Genomic DNA, 21393 nt, shown 5'->3' on the forward strand with positions numbered 1-21393 from the left:
CTGGCACTTTTGCTATAGTACTCTGAAATCATGCAGTTTTCATCTTGGACGTTTGTTTTCTCATCAAATATTCGGGATAGGAGGCACCATGCGAAAGGTATCCCCCAAACTGGAACCCTGGCTGAAAAAGTTCAACGCGCTCCTTGCTCATCTGCAGGCCACCGGCTTCAAGGCCACCCCCACCAACGCCCGGGAAGGCCTGGCAAACCTCACCCGGGGACTGGTGAGTTCCAGTCCCGATGTTGCCTGGGTCCAGGACGACATCATCCCCAGCCCAGACTTTGACATCCCGGTGCGCATCTACCACCCGGACCCGTCCCGGGCCCTTCCGGTTCTGGTCTTTTTCCACGGGGGCGGCCACATGGCCGGGAGCGTCACCGTCTACGACCCCATCTTCCGCAGAACAGCCCTTGCCACAGACCACATCGTGGTGGCCCCGGACTACCGCCTTGCCCCGGAATGCCCCTACCCCGCTGCCGTCAACGACGCGTACAACACCATCAAAGGGGTGTGGGATGTGTTGAAGAGCCGGGAAATCCTGTTTACCCCCCGGCTCTCCATTGCGGGCGACAGCGGTGGTGGTGCGCTATGCGCCACCGTCGCCCACCTGGCCCAGCATGATGCAGGGACGGACATCAAGCGCCAGGCCATGATCTACCCCAGCCTCGACTACACCATGGACAGCGCCTCCATGGAGGAAAACGCCGTGGGGTACCTGTTGGAAACGGCAAAAGTCCGCTGGTATTTCGATAACTACTTCCAGCACGCAGAGAACCGACGGGAAGCGTCCCCCCTCTACATGAAAACCACGACCAGACTCCCGGAGACCCTTGTGTTCACCGCCGAATTCTGATGTATTCACCAGGGCGCAGCCTATGTCCGCAAGGTGGAAGAGGCGGGAGTGAAGGCCGAGCGCCACCATTTCCACGACATGATCCACACCTTCATGAACATGGAAGACCTCGTCCGGGAAGAGTGCGACGCTGTCTACGCCAAACTGGGAGACTTTCTCAACAGGCAGTAACGGTTACCGGTTCTGAATCGTCCCCGATGATTCCGAGGCCACTGCCGAGAGTTGGGCACTCATGTAGGTATCGAACACCGCCCTCTGCTGGTTGGCGTTGCGGTCCAGGCCGGAGATGATTTTGCTGGTATCCACGAAAAAGGCCCGATGCGCGTTGCCGGTCTTCATGAGCCACCGATACTCCAACACCGTCTCGGGCCGTGCGCACTCCACGCAGTGGTTCCAGAAATCCTCGGCGGTTTCAGCCATGCCCTCCGGCCCGGGAGGGTCCGGTGCTTTTTCCAGAACATGGGCCAGAAAGCAATAGGCCATGCCCGCGCCGATCTGGTCGTCCTTGATCTGCCTGTCCAGGGCGATGGCCTTTCTCAGGTATTTTTTCGCCACCTCGTAGTCCTGTGTCTCCAAAAGGGCCCACCCGAGGTTCCGGTTAAACTGGTACTCCAGATTAAGATTCCGCGGCTCCAGGGCCTCCACCCTCTGGAGCCCCAGCATGAGAAAGGACTGGGCCAGGCGCGGGTCCCTGGCCTGGGTGATGGGGTTCATACGGTTGATGAGCAGGCGACCGAGATTGTTGATTCCGGCCAGGTCTCCGGCACGTACGCCCTGATAGTAGTGATCCCCGGCGCTCTCCTGCATGCCGATGGATTCGTAGATCCTTCCCAGCTCCGAGTCAAAGGAGGCCTCCTGGGGATCGAGCTGCAGTCCCCTCATAAAGGAGGTCTCTGCGTTGTTGAGGTCTCCGGCGTCGTAGGCGCGGCGCCCCGTCTCATCGTAGTGATTTTTCAAATAGGAGCTGGTACTCATCACGCCCACCAGAAGAATGAGTGCCACCACGAGCACCACCTCGCTCTGGAACTGGGTCGGCACCCGCAGGCTTTCGAGTATGGCTTTTACCCGGTCTCGCCCCGAAGCGGTGAGGGTCCCCTGGCTGATGGCGGCAAGCCCCCCCACCTGGGCGATGGTGGAGAAAGTGGAGGCCACGGTCAGGTCCCCCACGGAGAGGGCTTTTACAATGGTCACCACGTGACTTGCGCCCAGGCCGATGACCAGCATGGTGGCAAAATTCCACACCCAGTCAAAACGATCCCAGGCAGAGACTTCCGGCGTCATGTGCCACCACCAGGCGTCATTGTCCGGCCCGCACTGCTCCCGCCACCGGTCCAGCTGGATCACTTTGTTCACAAGCGTCGCGTTCTTCAGAAGCCAGCGGTCCAGGGCCTTGATCCTGCCGTCCGCCCGGATAAACCACGCAGCTGCCTCCTCGTCGTTCACGTCAAAGGTGCTGTAGGCATCGTGGATGGCGTCCCGGGTAAAGAGAACCTCCAAAACCACCTGCTTCTCCTCCGCCGTGAAGCTCGTCTTGTCCACGGACAGGCTCTGCATTTCCGTGAGCCCGTCCTGAAGGCGGTTGAACAACTCCGAAACCCGTTCAATCTTGTCCGATTCCGTCATGGTCACCTCCCGTTATCCGGTCTTTCCTTCTTTAAGGAGTTCCTTTCGTATCCCCTTTTCAAAATCCCGCCGTCCCACACGTTGCCGGCCCTCACGCAGGGCCTGGATCGCGCCGAAACGAATCACGTTGACAATGGAACCGCCGGTGAGGGCGTAGGCTTCGGCCATGGCGGCCACGTCCACGTCATCGCTCAGGCGGGACACCCCGTGCAGGGCCCGGGTCCAGATCTTCTGCCGCTGCTCTGCATCGGGGACGGGAAAATAGATTGCCGATTGAAACCGCCTGAAAAAGGCCTCATCCAGATTGGCCTTCATGTTGGTGGCCAGGATCACGACCCCGGGAAAGTCCTCGATTCGCTGGAGAAGGTAAGCTGTCTCCTGATTGGCGTGGCGGTCGTTGGAGCTGCTGGCCTGGGTGCGCTTGCCGAAGAGGGCGTCGGCTTCGTCGAAAAAAAGAATCCAGTTGCGGTGCTCGGCCTGATCGAACACCCCGGCCAGATTCTTCTCCGTTTCCCCGATGTACTTTGAGATCATCATGGACAGGTCTATGCGGTAGACATCCACCCCGCAGGCCTCACCGATGAGGGAAGCGGTCAGGGTCTTTCCCGTGCCCGGGGGCCCGTGGAACAAGGCCCGGTACCCGGGTTTCAGCACCCGGGAGAGCCCCCAGGACTCCATGATTTCATCCCCGAAGCGCCCCCACCCCACGATATGGTCGATCTCTTCCATCACCTCGGCAGACAGGACAAGGTCGTCCCAGGTCAGGGGCGTGGTGAGCCGCCTTGCCGGAAACCCGGCCCCGTACTCGGGCCGATGGACGCCCCCGGAGGTAATCCGATGCAGAAAGGCTTCACTCACCTGCAGGGACCGGCTCCACAAAGGCTCCCCAGCTTCCCGGCCCTCCAGGGCCAGCACCCCGTTCCGGGCAAAGGAGTGCCCCTCACCAAAGAGGGACAGCAGGTCCATCCGGGCCGAAAGGTCGCCCCCGGCCACGATAAAAGCCGCGGTTTCCCCCGTGGGCAAAAAACCGCCGTGGCGGTTTCCCGTCACCCCTCCGAACTCGGTGAACCCCCTGTCAATGGTCTTGTTCTGGATGAAAAAGGTATCGAGGACCTGGGGACGGATATGGGGCGCAAGGGCCAGCACAAGCACCAGCCGCTCCCGGGCATCGAGTTCCAGCCCGAGTACCACCTCGGCAAAGGGGGACGGATCCCCGGAAAGATCCGGCGGCACATGGGCCTCGATGCCCCGCACCCGGCACTCATGGCCGAAGTACAGGGCAATCCGGGTCTCCAGGACCTGCTCGAACCAGGCGAGCTCCTGCTCAAGGGCGCGGGTGAAGGATTCTGGGGCTGGAGAAGATGACTCGTTTGGAAAAGGGGGCATAGGAAGGGGTGTCTATCACGTGGCATCAATGGGCAATGTGGAGAGACTGCAAAAAAAGCCTGCGGGACGCATTCCCAGGCGAAGCATGGGAACGAGCAAGCGGCGCGGGCTTGGTATCGTGCCCTCAATCACAATTGGCTATCTCGCTCCCAGGCTCTGCCTGGGAGTGTCAAACGCAAGGCTCTTCCTTGCCGGTGAGCTTAATCGTCCCATGGCTGGCACACCACACAGGTTCCGGTAACACCGCACATGGAGGCAGAGCCTCTGAGGCTCATTCCCAACAAGCAAAACATTACCCTCACAGGTGCAGCTCATCAGCAAATGTGAAGGGACGAAGCCCCGAAGCATTTGCGAACCTGGGGTCAAGGGGCTTTAGCCCCTTGCCGCGCCTTTACACCGATCCAGAAGCCCGTTTACCAAGGGCATCGGCTTCGGCTTCCAGGCCCGGGTTGTCGTTCACCGGCATGCCCGACACCTCGCAGGTGGGAGAGACCCGGCCTTCCCGCTGCTGAACCACATGGGCCAGTTCGTGGCCAATGAGTTCGCGTCCCGAGGTGGTGTCCGGCCTGAACTGGCCCGGGGCAAAGTGAACGTCATGGCCCTGGGTAAAGGCCTGGGCCCCCAGGGCCGGGGCTTTGGATGAGGAGGGATGCACGGTGATATCGGAAAAGTCGGTGTTAAAGGAGCGCTGCATCCCCTCTTTGACCCTGTCCGGCAGGCCGGTGGTGTTCCTGGCCTGTGCCACGATGGCCCCACACCGCCGCTGCACCGCATCGGGGGTGTGGCAGGCTTCGGGGGCCCGGTTTTCGGACGCGACGGTAAGGGGCGATGCCCCCTCTTTTTCGCTGCGTTGGACAAAATCTTTCATGATCTGTTACCTCCAATTCACGTAAAGAACCTGTTTCATCCAGGGGTGTTTAATGGGGGAGATCCCCCAGGGGAGCCGGTCCAAAAGCACATCCCAGGCCCTGGGTTCAACGGTGAGATGCCAGGCCGCCTCTTTAAGTATCAAATCCCCCGAACGGACGAGAAAGGACTCCCGGAGGCCCTGGGGCGAGGTGTTTTTCAACGCTGTCCAGTGGGCAATGACGGCACGGAGCAGCTGGTCGGCCAGCCCCGTCTCTCCCTCGGAGAGGACCATGGGGTCAAGAATGCGGCCTTCCGAGGCCGTGCCGCAGAGAAGGCGGTTGAGCACCAGGGGGTACTCCGGGGTCTCCAGGGCGTTGTGGGAGAGGTAATGAAGGAGCAAGGCGGCCCTGTCTGCCTGGGCGGGGTCTGAAAACTGCCCGTGTTCGAGGTAACCGAGGCGTGAAAACAGGGAGGGAAGATACGGAGAAAGGATCACGAGGCCTGCACTCGCCACCCGGCAGACCTCTCCTTCGGGTACCTCCGTACCCCATGGCTGCTTTGCAGGGGGCAGGGATGCATCCGGGGCCATGGGCTGAGCGGACGTTTTTTCGTGCCGGGCTTTTTCTTCCGGAGCGGCCGGTGCCGGGGCTGTGACCGTCGCCTCCTTGGCGTTTCCGGCCCGACCGCCGTAGAGAACCCCATGGACGGCTGCTGCCGCCGCTTCTCCTCCGGGGCCTTTTCCCACTGCGGCGGGCAGAAGGCCAAGGAGTGTTCCGGCCAATTGCGGGCTGCCGTGACGCCCCATCCAGGCCAGGAGACTTCGCAGAAACAGGGTCGGCGTCATGGGACCATGGGAAGGAGCCGCGGCCAGTTGAAAGGCCCAGGCACGGATACGAAGGGCCCAGACTCCCAGCCCGGAGTTCCTGCCTGACGCTCCGATGGCGCGTATCACGGCATCCAGGACCCCATGCACACCCAGGCCCCACGACGGAGCGAGCACCCCAAGGACCCAGGCCCCGTCCCGGGCAGTCAGGACCTCTGCCAGGCGCCTGGCCGCGCGCAGGGATCTCAGCCTCTCTGCAAGGGGTTTTCCGAAAGGGGCCCCGTTGCGGGCGAGGGCGGCCCGAATCTCCCGGGCACACAGCTCCTTCTCCCCGGGGGTGGGGGGCACATCGCTGTCAAGAAGCCGCAGCAACCGCACCAGCGCCGGGTGAGCCGTGGCTGGATCACTTAGGCCTGGTCCGTCGGCCGATGATCCCTGCCCTGCCGCCACGGCATCAGAACGTTCAACCCCGGATCCGCTATCTGCAGGGGGCTTTTCAGAAGCCGACGTGGTGTTGCCATCCCCGGGAACAAGGGGCGCCCCACCTGTCCCGTCCGTTACCCGGCCCTCTTTTGTTGCAGGGGACTTTCGCTGGTGTTCCTCCATCCACAGTTCATCCAGCAAGGCTAGATCGTCCTGCTCCCGTTTGCCCCCACCCGTGGCGTAGACATCCCTGAAAACCGAGAGAAGGGTTCCGTAGGCCATGTTGTACCGGGAGGCCATGCCTGAAATGAGACGCTGGAGATACCGTTTGAAGTTGAACCGGCTCTTTCGCTCCACCAGGAGAAAGGCGAGGCTCAGCTCCCAGAGCTGGTGGGAAAAGGCCTCTCGCCCCGTAACCTCCGGGGTCCGCTTTTCAAAGGTGGTACCCCTGGAAATGCAGCGGTTGACAAAACGCCCGGCAGCGGCCTCTTCTGGCCCCAAAGCGGCCACCAGGGATTCAAGCTGCTCATGGGAGAGGGCCTTGACCATGGCGGACCGAACATCGGCCCGACGGCCCTCATTGAGCACCAGGCGGCGCACCTCGGCATCGCCCCCGGCCAGGGAGCGTATCACGGCCTCGATCTCAGCAGGGGTGCCCTTGCCAATGAGCACCCGCTCCAGCGACCCATGTTCCCACAGCGGCCCATGCTTTTGCCCTTTTTGGGCGGAACCCCTGTGTTTCTTCTCTTCAGCGGCCGAATCGCGAGCCAGGCTTCCCAGTATCTCCCGCATCTCCTGCCCCGCAGCCCCCGGCACCTGGAGAAAGACAGCCTGAAAGGCACGGAGAAGCCTTCTGGCATCCACATTTTCATGGGACGCAATGCGGGAAATCAGGTGAGAAACGTATTGCCTGCGCTCAAACCGGGCCTTGCCCTCCACAAGGAGATACCCAAGGGTAAACTCCCACAGGAGCCGCTCAAACCCGTCGGCATCCCCGGAGACCGGGGCCGTATGCTTGAGAAGGAGCCTGTTTTCAGCGGTCTTTGCCACAAATCCTCCCACAAAGCCCCCGTGTTCCGGGGAGAGCAGCATGGCGCTCTGCCTCAGCCGGTCCCTGCCCAGGTAAAGGGCTGCATGACGGGGGACGTTTCTCTCGTGGGCGTAATAGAAAAAGAGGTGCCTCACCACCCAGGGAAACTCCGGCCACAGCTCCACCATGCGCGACAGGTTTCGGCCGCCCCGCCCCAGGACCAGCACCTGCTTGAGCACCCGCCTGAATGCCGCCTCTCGGCCGTCTCCTTTGGTGCGCCGGGTTGGCGGCTGCGGTTCCGGCCTTTGTGCCTGGGTATCGAAAGCCCCTTTCTCGCCCCGGGGGTGATGCATCTTGAGCGTCTTCAGATGCGAGGTGAGCTGGCGTATCAACCGGGCCTCAAAGCGCTTGGGAATAAGCTCTGCCGCCTCAGTTGCCGTCACCTCCCCCAGGTCCAGCACAATCCCGGGAATCACCACGTCCCCTTCGGGCCAGTCAAAGCGCTCCAGCACAGATTCAAAGACGGGCATCACCCTCTGCCGCAAAAGGGGCACCAGGGCATGTTCCATGGCCCGCAGCTTCTCCCTGTGCCTAGGCCACCTCAAAACGGGCTCTGCGTACTTTGAAGATCGGGGTCATCACACCTGCCTCAGGGAAACTGGGCTCGCTGCCGGTTTCTCAACCAGATCAGCACAAAAACCGCACAGGCCGTGGCTATGATGACCGCCGCCGTCTCATTGGTCCAGTTATTCTCCGTGGGGTTCACGGCCTCGTAGAGCCATACCAGCCCGGCAAAAAGAAAACCTGTACCGATGGCCCAACCGTAAAACCGCTCGATGAAATTGCACACGGGCCAGGACCAGCAGGAAAGAAGGGCCACAAAGACCATCCCCAGCCCCAGGGCCCACGCGGCGCCCTTGATAAGGTAGCGCTTGGAACAAAGGGCATTGCCCAGGCCTGATTTCCAGACGATCTCCGCAAAAAAGTCCCCCTGGTCTTCAAGCCGTGCCCGGTTGTAGGCAAGGAACACGGTGGCCGTCTCGTCGGTGAGGTCCATGGCCAGCCCGCCGAACCCCAGGGTCCGGGCCAGCTCCATTGGCTCATACCCCTCTTTTTTCCGATGCGCCTTGTACCAGTCGAAGGACATCACATGGTACACCTTGGACCTGTCCCCGTCCTTCAGGGAGACCAGGGGCGAATAGTATTGCCAGAGGGCCTCGTTGAGCTTCGGCGTGGTCATGTTCTTCATGAGCACCACCACGTCCAGCAGGATCACGTCCACCTCGGCCAGCAGCTTTTCCAGATAGCTGTAAAGGACGCTGTCCTCCCTGGCATCATCGCAGTGGGTCAAACACAGGTTGATGCGCGCGCCGCCATCCTTGAAAGACTCCATCTTCTTCAATTTGTAGATGAGGTTCATGACCCGCTGCCGGGGAAGCATATGACGCTCTTCGGCCTTTTCTTTGGTGTCGGTTGCCGTCACATTGAAATAGTCCCCGATGTAGGCCATGGGAAACCGCAGAAGCACCCCGTCTGCCTCCGCCCCCTGGACATAGGCGTCAATCTCCTCGGCGAGGTTGATGATGGAAAAAGCGTTGGCCTCCTCCACCCAGGCCCCCTCCCCCTCCTTGACCCACGACGGAACGTTTTGAGAACCCTTGCCACCGTTTTCTCCCTCACCCGTTTTTTCCTGGGGTGCTTTCCCCTTCTCACCGGCCTCCTCTTTCCCTTGGTCGGCTTTTTCGGCCACGGCTTCGCCGCCATCGGCCTGTGGATCCTCTTCGCGCCTGATCCCCAGGTCAATGATGAGGTCCACCCCGGTACCGTAGGCCCGCACCGCGAGGGTCATCTCCCGGAGGTCGCTGCCATCCCTGCCCAGATAACCGAACACACTGGGAACCGCGCCGTCAGAAAGCCCGATACGGCTCCACCCCTGGAGGTCCACGTCAAGGGCCTTGCCACCCTGCATGTCGAACAATCCGTAGGTTCCCTTGTAATCATGGGTATCCGGAGGGCACCCACACCCGTCCACGGGGGTGATCCCGGCTGAGCTGCCAGCAAACGCAACGCCCACGGGGTACGCGGGCACCATCAGCACGGCACACATCACCCAGGCCATCCTGGCCCGCCTGAGCCACGGGCCCACAGCACAGCGCCGTCGGCACCATCCGTCCATAGGCATCACCCCTTGTCCTCCCATGTGTTGCAGCCGAGTTCGTAACACATCTCCAGCAGCCCCTGGCCCAGGTCATTGTGATGTGCGGGGCTCAGCTTCACCGCCCTCTCCGGTTTGTAAGCATAAGGGGTCAACCGGTAGTGCCCGGAGGTTTTCCTCGGCCGGTATTCAACGGCCACGTCCTTGCCCAAAATCTCACGGATCATCTGGGTCAGGTGATCAAGGCGCACGGCCTCGCTACCCGTCATGATGACATGCCGGTTTTCGGCGCCCTTCTCCAGGCACCCGACACAGGCCTCGGCCAGGTCGAACACGTGGATATACTCCCGGACCTCGTCCGGGGCCCCGTAGCAGGTAAGCTTCTTTTCACCGCATGCCTGTCGCATCATGGCCCCGATGGAGTTGAACGCGTTGGCCCTGGGGCCGTAAGGGGTGCCGATGCGCAAAATGGTATACCCCAGGCCAAAGGCCCTGGCGTACTCTTCGATGAGCTTTTCACACGCCTGCTTGGAGACCCGGTAAAAGCTCCCCAGTTCGTTGTAGACATACATGGTGCTGGCAAACACGATGTGGGCCACCCCGGCATCGGCACAGGCCTCCAGGATGGCACAGGTGCCCATGACATTCGTCTCCAGGGTCTCCCAGGGGCGCTTTGCCGACTCCGCAATGTCCGCAAGGCCCGCAAAATGAAACACGGCTGTGGCTCCTTCGACGGCTTTTCCCACGGCCTCCCGGTCCAGGAGGTCCCCGATCACCATGGCTTGGTTCTCCTTCAAAAAGGGGGAGGGCTGCCGGTCAAAAACAACAACCCCGTACCCCTTTGCGCTCAGCTCATCGGCCACATGGCTTCCGATGAACCCTGAACCGCCGAACACAACCGTTTTTTCCATGGTGGCAGACTCCTTTTCATCACGTTTTATCAAAGGTGGCCTGATGGCCTCTCAGGGATGGAGACAACCGACGAAAACGGCGTGCCCGGGGGAAAGGGAGAGGCCTGGCCCTGGGGCACGATACCCAGAAAACGGGTGCCGGTTGCCTTTGCCGCGCGGTAATCAGCCATGGCATCCCCCACCATGAGGCAGGCAGGGGGTTCAAGGCCATGACGGGCCTGGAGGAGGTTGAGGAGGTCTGACTTCGAATCGGGAAACCCGTGGACTTCCGTGAACCATGGGGCCAGGCCCCGGGCCCGCAGAAGGTCCCTCACCTCATCACGGGGGGCACCGGAAACAACAAAGGCTGGAATCCCTGCTCCATGGAGCAGAGCCAGGCTGTCCAGGGTCCCCGGGATCAGGGGGGCGGTGAGCAGACCACGGCTCACCATCCCAGAGAATTCCCTGCTCAGCCGTTCAAGGACGTCGTCGTCCACGGGCAGATGAAGCAGTTCCTCGTAATAGTGCCTGAACTTCACGAACCGGGAGACACCGCCGTTGGCCAGGTGATGGGCCACCACGGCCCTTTGCACCTCCGGGCCGAAGTCTCGGAACATCCGGGCAAAGGCCTCGGTCTTCACCGGTACCGAGTCCAGAATGACCCCGTCAAAATCGAAGAAAACACCCTGCCATGCCATGACACTCTCCTTTTAAGAGCCCCCCAGACATTCGAGGACCCCGTCCACGGCCCGAGCCTCCATCCTCACCCGGCCCTCCCGGGCGTAGGAACCGATATGGGCGGTAAGAAGCACCGTCTCCATCCCCACGAGGGGTCCGGCATAGGGCTCTTTCTCAAAGGTATCCAGGGCTGCGCCGGCAAGATGCCCAGAATCCAGAGCGCGGAAAAGGGCCTCCTCATCCACCAGCCCACCCCGGGAAGTGTTGATGAGAAAGGCCCCTTTTTTCATGGCCAGCAGTCGCTCGTTATTCATCAGGTAACGATTCTCCGGGCTGAAGGGAAGATGGAGTGTCACGATATCCGAGGCCGTGAGCAGCTCCGCCAAGCCCACCTGACTGCACCCGGAAGGAAGGGACGTCAGTGGGCGGGCATCACACACCTGCACCCGGCACCCAAAGGGACTCAAAAAACCTGCAACCCGGTACCCCACCCGGCCGAAACCGATGATCCCCACGGTTTTCCCGGCCAGGAGTCCTCCCATGGGGCGAGCCCACGTGCCGGAACGAATGCCTGCATCCGAGCGGTGAAGGCCCCGCAAAAGGCACAGCATCGCCCCCAGGGTGAGCTCGGCCACCGAGTCCGCCGGGCCATCCGGTGTGGTAAACACGACAATCCCAAGCCGGGTGGCCGCCTCCAGATCCACGGAGTCCAGGCCCACGCCGCAGCGGGCGATGACCTTGAGACCCGGAGCGTTCGTGAGCACCTTCGCCGTCAGGGGCTCCACACCGGCGATGAGGGCCACGGGGGCGCTCTCCCGGATAAGGCCAGCGACCTCCCCTTCGGTGAGACGCCTGCCAAAGGGATTGAGCACCGCCTTGAAGCCGGCACGTTTCAACCGCTTCAGGGGAGCAGGGTCGTGGATCCCGAAGGTGGAGGTGGTGATGAGGATGACGGGCTTGCCGCCGTTTTCAGTCATAGTAGTTGTCCGTGGCCCGGGCAAAGGACTCGTAAATGGTGGGGATGGGAAGATCGCGCTGTTCCATGGCCGATTTTTTCACGGAGATAAGAAACTGCCGGGTCCGCTGCACCTCCATGTCACCGGCCCTTTCCCCCCTTGCGATGGCAAGGGCCATGCCGCCTGCCACCTCCCCCTGTTCGTAACCCGAGGTAAAAACCGAAATCATCCCCCCGTCGGCCACATTGACCAGGGACATCCCCAGGATAGGAATCCCCGAATTCTTCTCGTGGATGCTGACCCCATGATCTCCCAAGGGGGACAGGCTCTTTTTCTCCCGACGGCAGGCGGAACTCCCGGTAATCGCTTACCAGAATCATGTCCGCATAACCGTTGGCCTCCCTCACCGCCCGTTTCCACTCCCCGAACCGGCTCACCCTCACCGGGGGGCACCACGCAAGGGGCGACCAGTCAAAGGCATTGAGTTCGGCCAGTTCAGCGGTCACCGAATCCGATGCATCGCAGACAAACACCACCCGGGGGTGATCGCCCCCGGACTTTTCCGGCCGGAACCCCTTGGCCCGGGCCACCATCATCAGGGTCTCCCGAATGGCCGAGAGGGGTTTGCGTTCCAGAATGCCGGTGACGTTGCCCGCGCCCTCGTACCCGTAGACTCGGGTCTCTCCGTTGACCCCGCAAAAGACAATCTGGATGGTGCTGTCGTTGACGTAGCGCTGCCCCACCAGCTGCTGCCCGAGATCATCGGAAATAACAATGACATCCGGTTTCCATTTGCGGATGGTGCGATGGGCCGTGGAAGCGGCGGTACGCTTGAAATCCTCATCCATATGGTTCTTTAAATCCATGTAGTGATAACGCAGGGCAATGTCGTGGTGGCCGTCGAACACGCGCCGGATCCCCTCGTTGATCTGAACCACCCACGGGTAGTCTGTGTGGTAGCTGTGGAGAATCAGGATCCTTGGCTTCTGGGCTTTCTGGGAGACAATAAGGGCCGCAGCCAACATGACGACCCCTGCCCTGACCCATACCGATACCTTTGTCTTGGGTTTCATATGATGTCCAGATACCTCCAGAAAGGAAGGGACGCGTAGATGGCCAGCACGCGCCCCAGGATCATGAGGATGTTAAAGCGGATGATCCGCCCCTCGTCGTAATGCCCCTCCAGCCCTTTAAGACCCAAGATGTCCTTAAGCTGGATAAAGTAGCCGCACTGGTAAGAGAAAAGGTAGGCCTCGGCCATGGTCAGGATAATGAACCCCACCACCCAGGGGGAGACCCCTGCCACATCGGCCAGGGGGAACAGGGCCGTCACGAACAGAATCACGGTGATGGGCTCGGGCAGAAAGAGGCGCACCAGCACGATGAGTAGGCACAGGAGCCCGATGAACATGGGCAGGCTGCTCCGCATGTACTCCCCGAGCCAGCCCAGGTAGTCGGCCACCAGGGTGTCCAGGCCGGTAAGGGACATCACGGGCAGCCAGGCGATGATGGCCCCCACAAAAAGCAGGGTGGACCAGTCGATGTGGGATCGGATCTCCCGTTTCCCCACCCCGCCGAAAAGAATCAGCACGGTGAAGATGGAAAGAGCCACCCAGGGGATCTCCACCTTGTGCACCGACGAAAGCAGGATCCCCAGGATAAGCACGGCCATGGACACAACGGCGGTGCGCTCCAAGGGGGACAGGGGGCCCAGCACCTTGAGCTGCTCGGCTACAATGAACCTGGGAATCCTAAACCCCCTGGACTCTCTGAACACCACCCAGGACGCACCGAAAAACAGGATCAGCATGAGCCCCCCGGAGAACGAAGCGGCAACCAGCCAGTTCATCCATTGAAAAGCAAACTGGGTCTGGTAATCGAAGAGACCAAGGACAATGAGGTTGGCCGGCTTGCCCGTAAGGAACACCGAGGCCATCAGCCCGATGCCCCCCAGGGTGCTGTTGACGAAATGCGCCCCGAGAACGTCTTTTTCCGAGGGATTCGACGCCCCCATGAGGTCCACCAGAAACGGGGAGACAATGGCCATGCGCGCGCCCTGGGACGGCACCACGGGTGTCAGGAACAGGCCGCTCAAAAAAAGGCAGATGCTGTACCAGAACGAGGAAGCAGGCACCAGGCTGAGGACCATGAGGGAGAGGCGAAAGGTCAGGCCCGAGGCCACCATCACCGCCCCCACCCCAAAGACGCTGAGGAGCATGAAAAAACTCCCCGATGCAAACCCGGAAACCGCCACCTCCGGCGGCACGATATCCAGGAGGATCACCATGATCACCACAAAAAGCGGCGGCGCAAAGGCGGGCACGAGCTGGAACACCCACAGGACGACGGCCGAGGCGATGATGGCCAGATAAAACCCCGTGTTCTTTTCCAGTCCGAGGCCGGAGGCTGCCAGCCAGCACCCCAGGGCCACCAGCAGGGTGACGCCCCACCCCACCGTCTCCCTCACCGGAAAAGCCGCTGTCTCTTCGGTCTCCCGGTCTTCGCCCGTGGATGCAGAAGCCTCGCATGCCTCGCAGGATGCCAGCTTCACATACGAATCAAAAAACAGGTTCTTGATCTCCGGGTGGGCATCGGCCAGTTGCCGGATATCCAGGGTGGGCACCTCGATGACGGATGCAGGCTCCACGGCAACGGCCGTAACGCTGTATGTCCGGGCCCCCAGCACCGCCTCCTGGCCGAGGTATCCACCAGGGGCCGATGGTGCCCGGCGCCACAGGCAGACCCTGCCGTCCCCTTCCCCGGAGAGGGTAAAGGCGCCGTGCCGAACGAGATACACCGTGTCCGCGGCCTCCCCTTCCCTGAAAAGCACCTCCCCTTTGTCGATGTGACGCTCCACCACGTGCATCAGCATGTGGGCCAGATCGCCTGCCGGGGCGCTGCCCAGGATGGCATCCCCCAGAAGGGTCTTGGAAAGTGACGGAAAGGCTCCCCGGTCATCGGAACGGGACTGTTCCCCCATGGCGTTCTCCCTTTTTCTCGTCTGTTTCATGGAATAGTAAGATCATGATTCCGAAGAAGGCTCCTGGCCCACCCAGGGGGCATAACGCAACCCCACGGGCTCAATACCCGCCCGGGTAAGGGCCATCCAGATTTTCTTTGTCACGGCGTGCTGAAACCCCTGGATCTGACCGTAGTCCCGGACAAACACCGACCCGGTGTAGATGCAGCCCCACTCATGGAACCGGAACAGCACCTCGGCCCGCCGCACCCCGGTTACCGAGAGCATGGCCTCCCGCAAAATGTCTTCCACCTGCTCCGGGGGATGCACCACGTCCAGGTGGACATCGATGTCGATCTTGAAGGCCTCGTCCGGTCGGTTGTAATTGACGATGACAGCCTCAGAGGCCATGCTGTTTGGGATGTTCACCATGTTGTTGTCCGACGTCCAGATCCGGGTGGTCCGCCACGTGATGTCCGAGACCTTGCCCTCGCCAAGGTCGTTGATTTTGATCCAGTCCCCGATCTGAAAGGGCCTCTCCAGGTTGATGGCGATGCCGGAAAAAATGTTGGCGATGTTCACCTGGATGGCCAGGCCGATGATCATGGTGATAACCCCCGAGGTGGCCAGGAGGCTGGTGATCTTCCGGTCAAAGACAAAGGCGAGGATCCCGAAGCACACCAGCATCCAGATGAAAATCTTCACAAATCTCCTGACGAGGTTGGGAATGCTGCGGTTGGTTTTCTGCTCCAGGGGTGTCCAGATGTAGCGCTCGATGCACCGGATCAGGAAAAACGCCGGAACACCCCACCACAAGATGTCGAACATGCGGATCACGGGCTGGAGGTGGTGGGTCTGGTGGCGCTCCAGGAACCACTGCAGGAGCATCACCTCGGTGGAGACCAGCAGAATCGCCACGGTGGCGGCCTTCACCAGAAGAAAGGACTCCCGCTTGATACCGGGCAAGAACCCGCAAATCAACACCATCACAGAGCCGCCGAACAGATAGTTCACGGCCGCCGGCGGAAGGTTCCGGCGCAGGCGCAGCTCCCTTTTCTTGATGCGTACCCCGATCTTGAACTTGGAATAGTCCACCACCCCGGACTGGCTCTCCAGGTGATCGGGATGGCCCAGGGATTCCTTTTTCGACACCCCCTGGGAAAAGTAGATCCCGCTCACGGCCCAATCCTCGGAAGGTCCCAGAACCCGGGACGTCTCCATCTTCGTCCGAAGGGTCTCCGGCGGCTCCATGCCGAGAAGGTCCGTGACATAAACGAGGTTGCACCGGGGCATGGTTCGGTGCCGGAAGCCGATATTGAGCACATGCTCTCCGTACATGCGCCGGTCCGAATAGGAGTCCATCATAAAACGGCCCGTGGCCTTGTACTTGCGGTAGGTCATCCGTTCCGTGCGCTTTTCCGACACAAGGGGTCCCATGCTCACAGCATCGGCAGCATAGAGGAATTCAATCTCCTGGGGCTCAATGTTTCCGTGGTAGCGAAACCAGATGTACACATCCGCCAGGTAGGTCTGGGACCGGATGTCGATCTCACTGATCTTGTTGATCTGCACCCCGGTGTACACCACGTTGGTTTTGTAGAAATACCGCCCCCCCACGCGGATCACCCGTTCCTGGGAAAGGGCCTCCCGCACATTGGGGATTTCGCTCAGGGACGGCACCTCCTGGAGCTGGACCGGAGCAGAGACCAACCGCCTGTTCTTGAACATGCCCATGGTGATGGGCTTGGACGGATCGCCGTCTGCGTTGAAATAGGTCCGCCCCGTCACCCCGGAGATCGCCTTGAAGGAAGAGTCCCGGGATGCCAGCCACTGACGGATGCGATGCCGGTCCACGGCCAGTTCTTCCAGGTCCCCGGAGATTCCCGCCTCTAAAAGGGCCCTGTGAACCACCTTTGCCGCGTCATAGGAAAACGCCGCCCGTCGGTTGGGCTCCTCTCCGTAGGCCCTGCGGTAGGCCTCCATAAAGGCCTGGTCTTTTTCATCCGCCGTGTCAAAGATCACCCCGCTTGCCGCGTACATGCCGTCGGTGTAGTAGCCGGGGTGCTCCATCTCCTTTGGATACCGGCTGAACAATTGAAGAAACTTCGGAGACGAGAGCCCGGCCGCAAACACAATGCGGTTTTCAATGCCCCGGTCCCTGAGCAGGGTAATCAGCTTGAACCCCTCCGGGGGATGCAGGGCGATGAACACCGCCCCGGCCTTTTCCCCGGCCCGGTCAAGCTCGTCGACAATCTCTTCCAGGCGCTGGTCCAGGCCCTTGTCCTTGACGTCATATCGCCACACATAGGGCACCGTCATACCCAGGTTGCTGGCCGCCCCCACAAACACCTCGGCAAGATTGGCCCCGTAGGCCAGGTCCTCATGGATAACGCTCACGTGCCCCTGGCGAAACACCTTGCGCATGTAATTGGCCAGAAACCGCCCCTGAAACTCGTTGTTAAAGGTCATGCGGAAATACCAGGGGTTCCTCCGGGTCACCCGCACATCCGTGGAGGTGGGCGATATCGCCGGAATCCGATGCTGCAAGTAGACTTCCCCGCCCATGATGGAGCAGGTGCTGCTCTCATGCCCGATAACAGCCAACGCCCGATCCGCCCCGGCAATATCACGGGCCATTTTAGCCGCCGTGTCCGCGTCATCCTCGTCGTCGTAGACATCCAGAACGATCTTCTGCCCATCCACCCCACCTCCCCTGTTCACCGCATCCACATAGAGACACACCCCCTGGATCACCGCCTTACCGTTGGACGCATTCCTGCCGGACAAAGGACAGACCACGGCAATGTGAAGATCGCCCCTGCCACCTGCAAACAGAAGACAGGGGGCAAAAGCGGCCACGAACAGGGTCGAAAGGATCATGCAGCGGATTGTTTTGATGGGGGGCCTCATGGGGTGGGGGTTGGTCTGGTGGATGAGAAAATCGAGCAGAAAACGGTGAATTACATTTTTCACTTGGAAAACGACCAAATGTGACTCAACAACCGACTTGAATCACATTCAGTTGCTTGTGAATGCCATTTTTTATCAATTATATAGTTAGATATGCATCACAGGGTTGATGTCAGCCCGGTGACATCATTTCTTGCTTTTTGGAAGGCTGGCAAAAATGCTGGAAAGGGATGTCGTGTCTTTCTTTTTCTTTTCAGGGGCTGTCGCAAAGAGGGTCTTACCTTTGTAATCGATGGAGGGGTTGGGTGTGTCCATGTCCCAAATTTTTGCCATGGAACCCACCATATCCCAGGCGTGCTTCCCTTTAAGTTCTTCGTCGGGCTCAACATCACGATTGGTGAATACAGGCAACTTATCCTCGGGCATACTGAGGCTCAAACTCTTCGTGTAGTCATCTTCAATTTTCTGTCTTTTCGCTTTGGTCATCGGAGCAACTTTTGACGGAAGCGTCTCACGGTCCCGCAACATGTCCTTGTAATTTGCTATGATCGGTTCACCGGTTTTTTCGGTTCTCGGCGGTTCCATGAAAAACTCACCGCCTTTATTTTTAGGCTTATACCCGGATTCAAACAAGCTGAGCATCTCTCGCCCGAGAACAGCCGTTGATTCCGGGTTCTTTTTCGTCTCTTTGGCCCGGCCAAGAAAGGCACTGTTCTTTTTCAACTGTTCATGTATCTGAAACGTCTTGTTTGAATGTATCCCCCCCGCGATAAACCCCCGTGAGAACTGAGGTGTGTAGGTGCTGATGTCAAGAAAGTTCTCTTCGCCATACTTTGCTTTCAGTTTTTTCAAAGCCTTTTGATCCAAGGAGCGATACAGATGATTAATCTTTGTTGTTTGGATAAGGCCAAAGTATACGTCTGAAAATTGAAATGTTCTTTGGGCGTCAGCATTTTGTCCCTCGGCCCCTTTGCTTTATCAAACCTTCGTTTACGAAACCCGATGGCCTTTGAACTTCCGGTTGTCTTTTCGGTAAAGAAACTCTTGAACGGATCCCCGGGAATATACTCTTCATCATCGACCAGTTCGGTGTGGATCTCTTCCAACGTCATGTCTTTTGGATCTTTATCCCCTGCCAAGAGATTCAACAATGCAAGGTAACTCATGCTGTCAGCATCATCCCCATCCACTGAAGCATCTTCTGGAAACTTCTTTTTCCTGGCTTTTTCAACCGCTGTTTCGATCTTATACCGTCTTTTTTGCTCATGAAGCATCATCACATAGTCAATTTCCCGATCAGTGAGATGGTGTACGTCCCGTAATTCTTTTCGAAGCTGTTTGTGCCCGAGCCTTGTTATCGAGTAGCCGATTATCACCCGCTGAACGACCCGCGAGGGCGAGGCGCCCTTCCGGCCCAGCCCCCCGCGTTGGCTTTGCGACACAATGCCATTACGAGCCGGCAAAGACTCGTCTTCCAGCTTCCTTTGCCCCGAAGTAGAATAGGCACATGCCTTTTTGACTGGTTCCCTGGCGTCATCTGCGCATGCATACATGCTCTTACCCCCAAAGTATAAAAATATCGTCAAAATAGAGCATTGCAGTATGGAATGCTATCTACAGCTATACGAGCTGTAGGGTGCGGCATCCGCACCGTCAAAAGCCCTACGCCCGATGGACCTTCCCACCTTTGCCCTGGCCATATCAAGCGTCTCCCGAACACACGCCGCCTTGTCGGCCCGTTAGTGCCAGATCATTACGCCCGAAAAGAGAAGGGAAAGAGTCAGGAGGACGACCTGGATATTTCTGATGTGGTTTGTTGGTTTAGGGGGCATGACCTTGTGAAGGAATGAAGTGGGTGGATGGTAGTGGGTGAGGAGGGGAAAATGTTTTTTTGGTGTGAGGGCGGTTTGAAGGATGGGTGTCACATGTCAAGATGCGACCCATTATCAATGTGTTCTTCGGCAGGCTACGATGTATCTTTTTTAAAATAAAATGGTTGCGTTTCGGGTTCTATGAGCTTGCTATGAAGGATGAGGAATGATTTGCCGCGTAGCGGCTTTCTTGAACAATTGGGCTAAAAGACGTTTTTAATGGCTTTTAGATTTTGTTATGGGCTTCGTCGAATCACTGTAAGTTCAAGTGATGCTTCAAGGCGTTGCCAAAGTCTTCGTCCAACGAGCCTGTAGAATAACCCCATTTTCAGGAATGTCTCTCCAGGCTGATTTTAAAGTAAACTTTTCAGCCGATAGCACAATTTAGCGAACGAAAATACTCACGCCATATCAGAACATTATGTGACGCCGCTTGGCGGGGTAGGACCATATTTTGCTGCCATCAAGTACCCACAGATAGCTTCTCAAACAGCATGCTCTTGCTCAACACCAAGCATATCGAGCCAACTTCCCTATGTTGTGAACCATGGCAAAGAGTTTCCATTGCGTATCGACCTTGGCCCGCCCTCTCAGGGTAAACCGATTCAACCCCAGTGTACTCCTAATGTTGGCGAAGACTGGTTCTATGGTGCCCATACGCCTGCTGTACCAGAACTTGCCCTTTGGTGTATCAAAGTGTTTAATCATGCGACTGACAGGCGTATCCGTCTGGCGCATGGTATTTGTAAAAACGGTCACATGCCTATGCTCGACTTTTTTCCCGCGAATGCACTTGGACCGAAGTTCACAGGCTCTGCAATCCGTCTTTTTTGCCGCGTATGTGATTCCTTTAAGACCTTTCTGGTCTTTGAAGTTGCTGTTTTCGACGTAGAATTCATTTCCGGCCGGACAGATAAGCTTCTTCTTTTCCGGGTCGTACACAAACTCGCTGGCTTTAAAATATTTTGCCTTTTTGACGGTTTTCCGTTTATCCGTGGTCTTTTATGCCTGTCGGCCGTGGCAAAATTAGGATCTCGCTTTCGAAACAGTTTGTCCGGGATATACGCTTCGATTTTTTCATCTTCGATCCACTTGAGGCCATCGGATGAATGAAAGCCGGTATCCGCCGTTACAATGGTATCCTTGAGAGAATCGTTATCCCCTTCAGCCTGGTTCATCGTCTTACGCGCACCATCAATCATATCCTTTAAATAAAGGTGCTCTGTTGATGAACCATGGGCTTCGGCATGGGTAATAACCTGATGTAGGTCATCCGCAACAGCAATACCAGTATAGCCCTGAATCACACCATGTGACGTGGACATCTTTGCGCTTTCGTTATCAGTCAGGTTGCTTTGAATGGGCTTGCCTTGGACTCCGATTTTTTCCTTTCCCTCGTCCAACCAAGCCTGAATCTTGTCCGCTTTCTTTTTAAGACTTTTGACAGCTTTTTTCTCTTTTGCCGTTATATCAGACCCTTCGTCACCACCTTTATCCTGCGCCTGGTGCTTTTTGAGAATCAACTGAATAGATTTTTCGATCTTTGCCTTTTTGCGATCGAAATTCTCACGGGTTGCCGCTCCACTCTTTTGAAGCATTCGAGCTGAGCTTACAGCCGTCAATTGCAAACATCTTTTTGCCGATTAGCCCTTCCATGGAACAGATGGCAATCACTCGGGTCAAAAGAACCGAAATCTCTTGCCCATATAAAGAAATGAATTTTGCAATGGTTGTGAAATGGGGCCGGGTATCACCGGCCAGGGCGATAAAAGTCACATGACACTCACAACAAGATGCAATCCTGCGGCTGGAGATAATGCCCAGGGAATAAGCATACAAAATGACTGTTAAAAGGACGGCAGGGTTATAGGCATGAACGAACGTGCCGGGAATGATTTGCTCGTCGAACCGGACTGGAATAAACATCGACTGGGCTTGAGAATAACTTTTGTATCGAGCCATACTCACCTCGCTGATTTATTTGAAG

18 protein-coding genes are annotated in these 21393 nt (G+C 58.5%); 2 read left to right on the top strand and 16 right to left on the bottom strand.

Annotated elements, in window-relative coordinates:
- Positions 1-88: 88 nt before the first annotated feature.
- Positions 89-853, top strand: coding sequence for an alpha/beta hydrolase fold domain-containing protein (locus tag ACOYW2_RS12930; protein ID WP_482770671.1), 765 nt, complete (start codon positions 89-91; stop codon positions 851-853).
- 33 nt (positions 854-886) lie between these two features.
- The gene (locus ACOYW2_RS12935; protein ID WP_482770672.1) at positions 887-1024 is read left to right on the top strand and encodes a hypothetical protein; all 138 of its coding nucleotides are present in this window, start codon (positions 887-889) and stop codon (positions 1022-1024) included.
- Between the two features lie 3 nt (positions 1025-1027).
- On the opposite strand, the gene ACOYW2_RS12940 is transcribed toward ACOYW2_RS12935, so the two are convergent.
- The 16 genes from ACOYW2_RS12940 to ACOYW2_RS13015 all read right to left on the bottom strand — a co-directional run bounded on the left by ACOYW2_RS12940 (position 1028) and on the right by ACOYW2_RS13015 (position 21368).
- Positions 1028-2476 (bottom strand): hypothetical protein, encoded by a 1449-nt coding sequence (locus tag ACOYW2_RS12940; RefSeq protein ID WP_482770673.1) that lies wholly within the window; start codon positions 2474-2476, stop codon positions 1028-1030.
- 12 nt (positions 2477-2488) lie between these two features.
- Positions 2489-3862, bottom strand: coding sequence for an ATP-binding protein (locus tag ACOYW2_RS12945; RefSeq protein WP_482770674.1), 1374 nt, complete (start codon positions 3860-3862; stop codon positions 2489-2491).
- A 391-nt stretch (positions 3863-4253) separates the two neighbouring features.
- Positions 4254-4730, bottom strand: a complete 477-nt coding sequence (locus tag ACOYW2_RS12950; protein WP_180141763.1) for an eCIS core domain-containing protein — start codon at positions 4728-4730, stop codon at positions 4254-4256.
- Between the two features lie 6 nt (positions 4731-4736).
- Positions 4737-7556, bottom strand: a complete 2820-nt coding sequence (locus tag ACOYW2_RS12955) for a contractile injection system tape measure protein (protein ID WP_482770675.1) — start codon at positions 7554-7556, stop codon at positions 4737-4739.
- Between the two features lie 80 nt (positions 7557-7636).
- Complete coding sequence (locus tag ACOYW2_RS12960) at positions 7637-9106, bottom strand: hypothetical protein (RefSeq protein ID WP_482770676.1); 1470 nt, start codon at positions 9104-9106, stop codon at positions 7637-7639.
- A 62-nt stretch (positions 9107-9168) separates the two neighbouring features.
- Positions 9169-10053, bottom strand: coding sequence for an NAD-dependent epimerase/dehydratase family protein (locus tag ACOYW2_RS12965; protein ID WP_482770677.1), 885 nt, complete (start codon positions 10051-10053; stop codon positions 9169-9171).
- 29 nt (positions 10054-10082) lie between these two features.
- A complete protein-coding gene (locus ACOYW2_RS12970) occupies positions 10083-10730 on the bottom strand; it encodes an HAD family hydrolase (protein WP_482770678.1) in 648 nt (215 codons plus the stop codon).
- A 12-nt stretch (positions 10731-10742) separates the two neighbouring features.
- Positions 10743-11687: a phosphoglycerate dehydrogenase gene (locus ACOYW2_RS12975; RefSeq protein ID WP_482770679.1), complete on the bottom strand. Its 945-nt coding sequence runs from the start codon at positions 11685-11687 to the stop codon at positions 10743-10745.
- Positions 11680-11925 carry an ABC transporter substrate binding protein gene (locus tag ACOYW2_RS12980; RefSeq protein WP_482423276.1) on the bottom strand — a complete coding sequence of 82 codons (246 nt, stop codon included), beginning with the start codon at positions 11923-11925 and terminating at the stop codon, positions 11680-11682. Before ACOYW2_RS12980 ends, ACOYW2_RS12975 begins: the two co-directional genes overlap by 8 nt.
- Positions 11807-12739, bottom strand: coding sequence for a hypothetical protein (locus tag ACOYW2_RS12985; protein ID WP_482770680.1), 933 nt, complete (start codon positions 12737-12739; stop codon positions 11807-11809). The genes ACOYW2_RS12980 and ACOYW2_RS12985 overlap by 119 nt, the downstream gene beginning before the upstream one ends.
- A complete protein-coding gene (locus ACOYW2_RS12990) occupies positions 12736-14646 on the bottom strand; it encodes an SLC13 family permease (RefSeq protein WP_482770681.1) in 1911 nt (636 codons plus the stop codon). The genes ACOYW2_RS12985 and ACOYW2_RS12990 overlap by 4 nt, the downstream gene beginning before the upstream one ends.
- 42 nt (positions 14647-14688) lie before the next feature.
- On the bottom strand, positions 14689-17598 hold the full coding sequence (locus ACOYW2_RS12995) for an ABC transporter substrate-binding protein (protein WP_482770682.1): 2910 nt from the start codon (positions 17596-17598) through the stop codon (positions 14689-14691).
- Between the two features lie 123 nt (positions 17599-17721).
- Positions 17722-18387, bottom strand: a complete 666-nt coding sequence (locus ACOYW2_RS13000) for a hypothetical protein (protein WP_482770683.1) — start codon at positions 18385-18387, stop codon at positions 17722-17724.
- A complete protein-coding gene (locus ACOYW2_RS13005) occupies positions 18384-19088 on the bottom strand; it encodes a hypothetical protein (protein WP_482770684.1) in 705 nt (234 codons plus the stop codon). Before ACOYW2_RS13005 ends, ACOYW2_RS13000 begins: the two co-directional genes overlap by 4 nt.
- An 822-nt stretch (positions 19089-19910) precedes the next feature.
- A complete protein-coding gene (locus ACOYW2_RS13010) occupies positions 19911-20348 on the bottom strand; it encodes a transposase (RefSeq protein WP_482770685.1) in 438 nt (145 codons plus the stop codon).
- A gap of 624 nt (positions 20349-20972) precedes the next feature.
- On the bottom strand, positions 20973-21368 hold the full coding sequence (locus ACOYW2_RS13015; RefSeq protein WP_482770686.1) for a transposase: 396 nt from the start codon (positions 21366-21368) through the stop codon (positions 20973-20975).
- Between the last annotated feature and the right edge of the window lie 25 nt (positions 21369-21393).

Source organism: Desulfoluna sp. CLI2B (genome assembly GCF_056847375.1).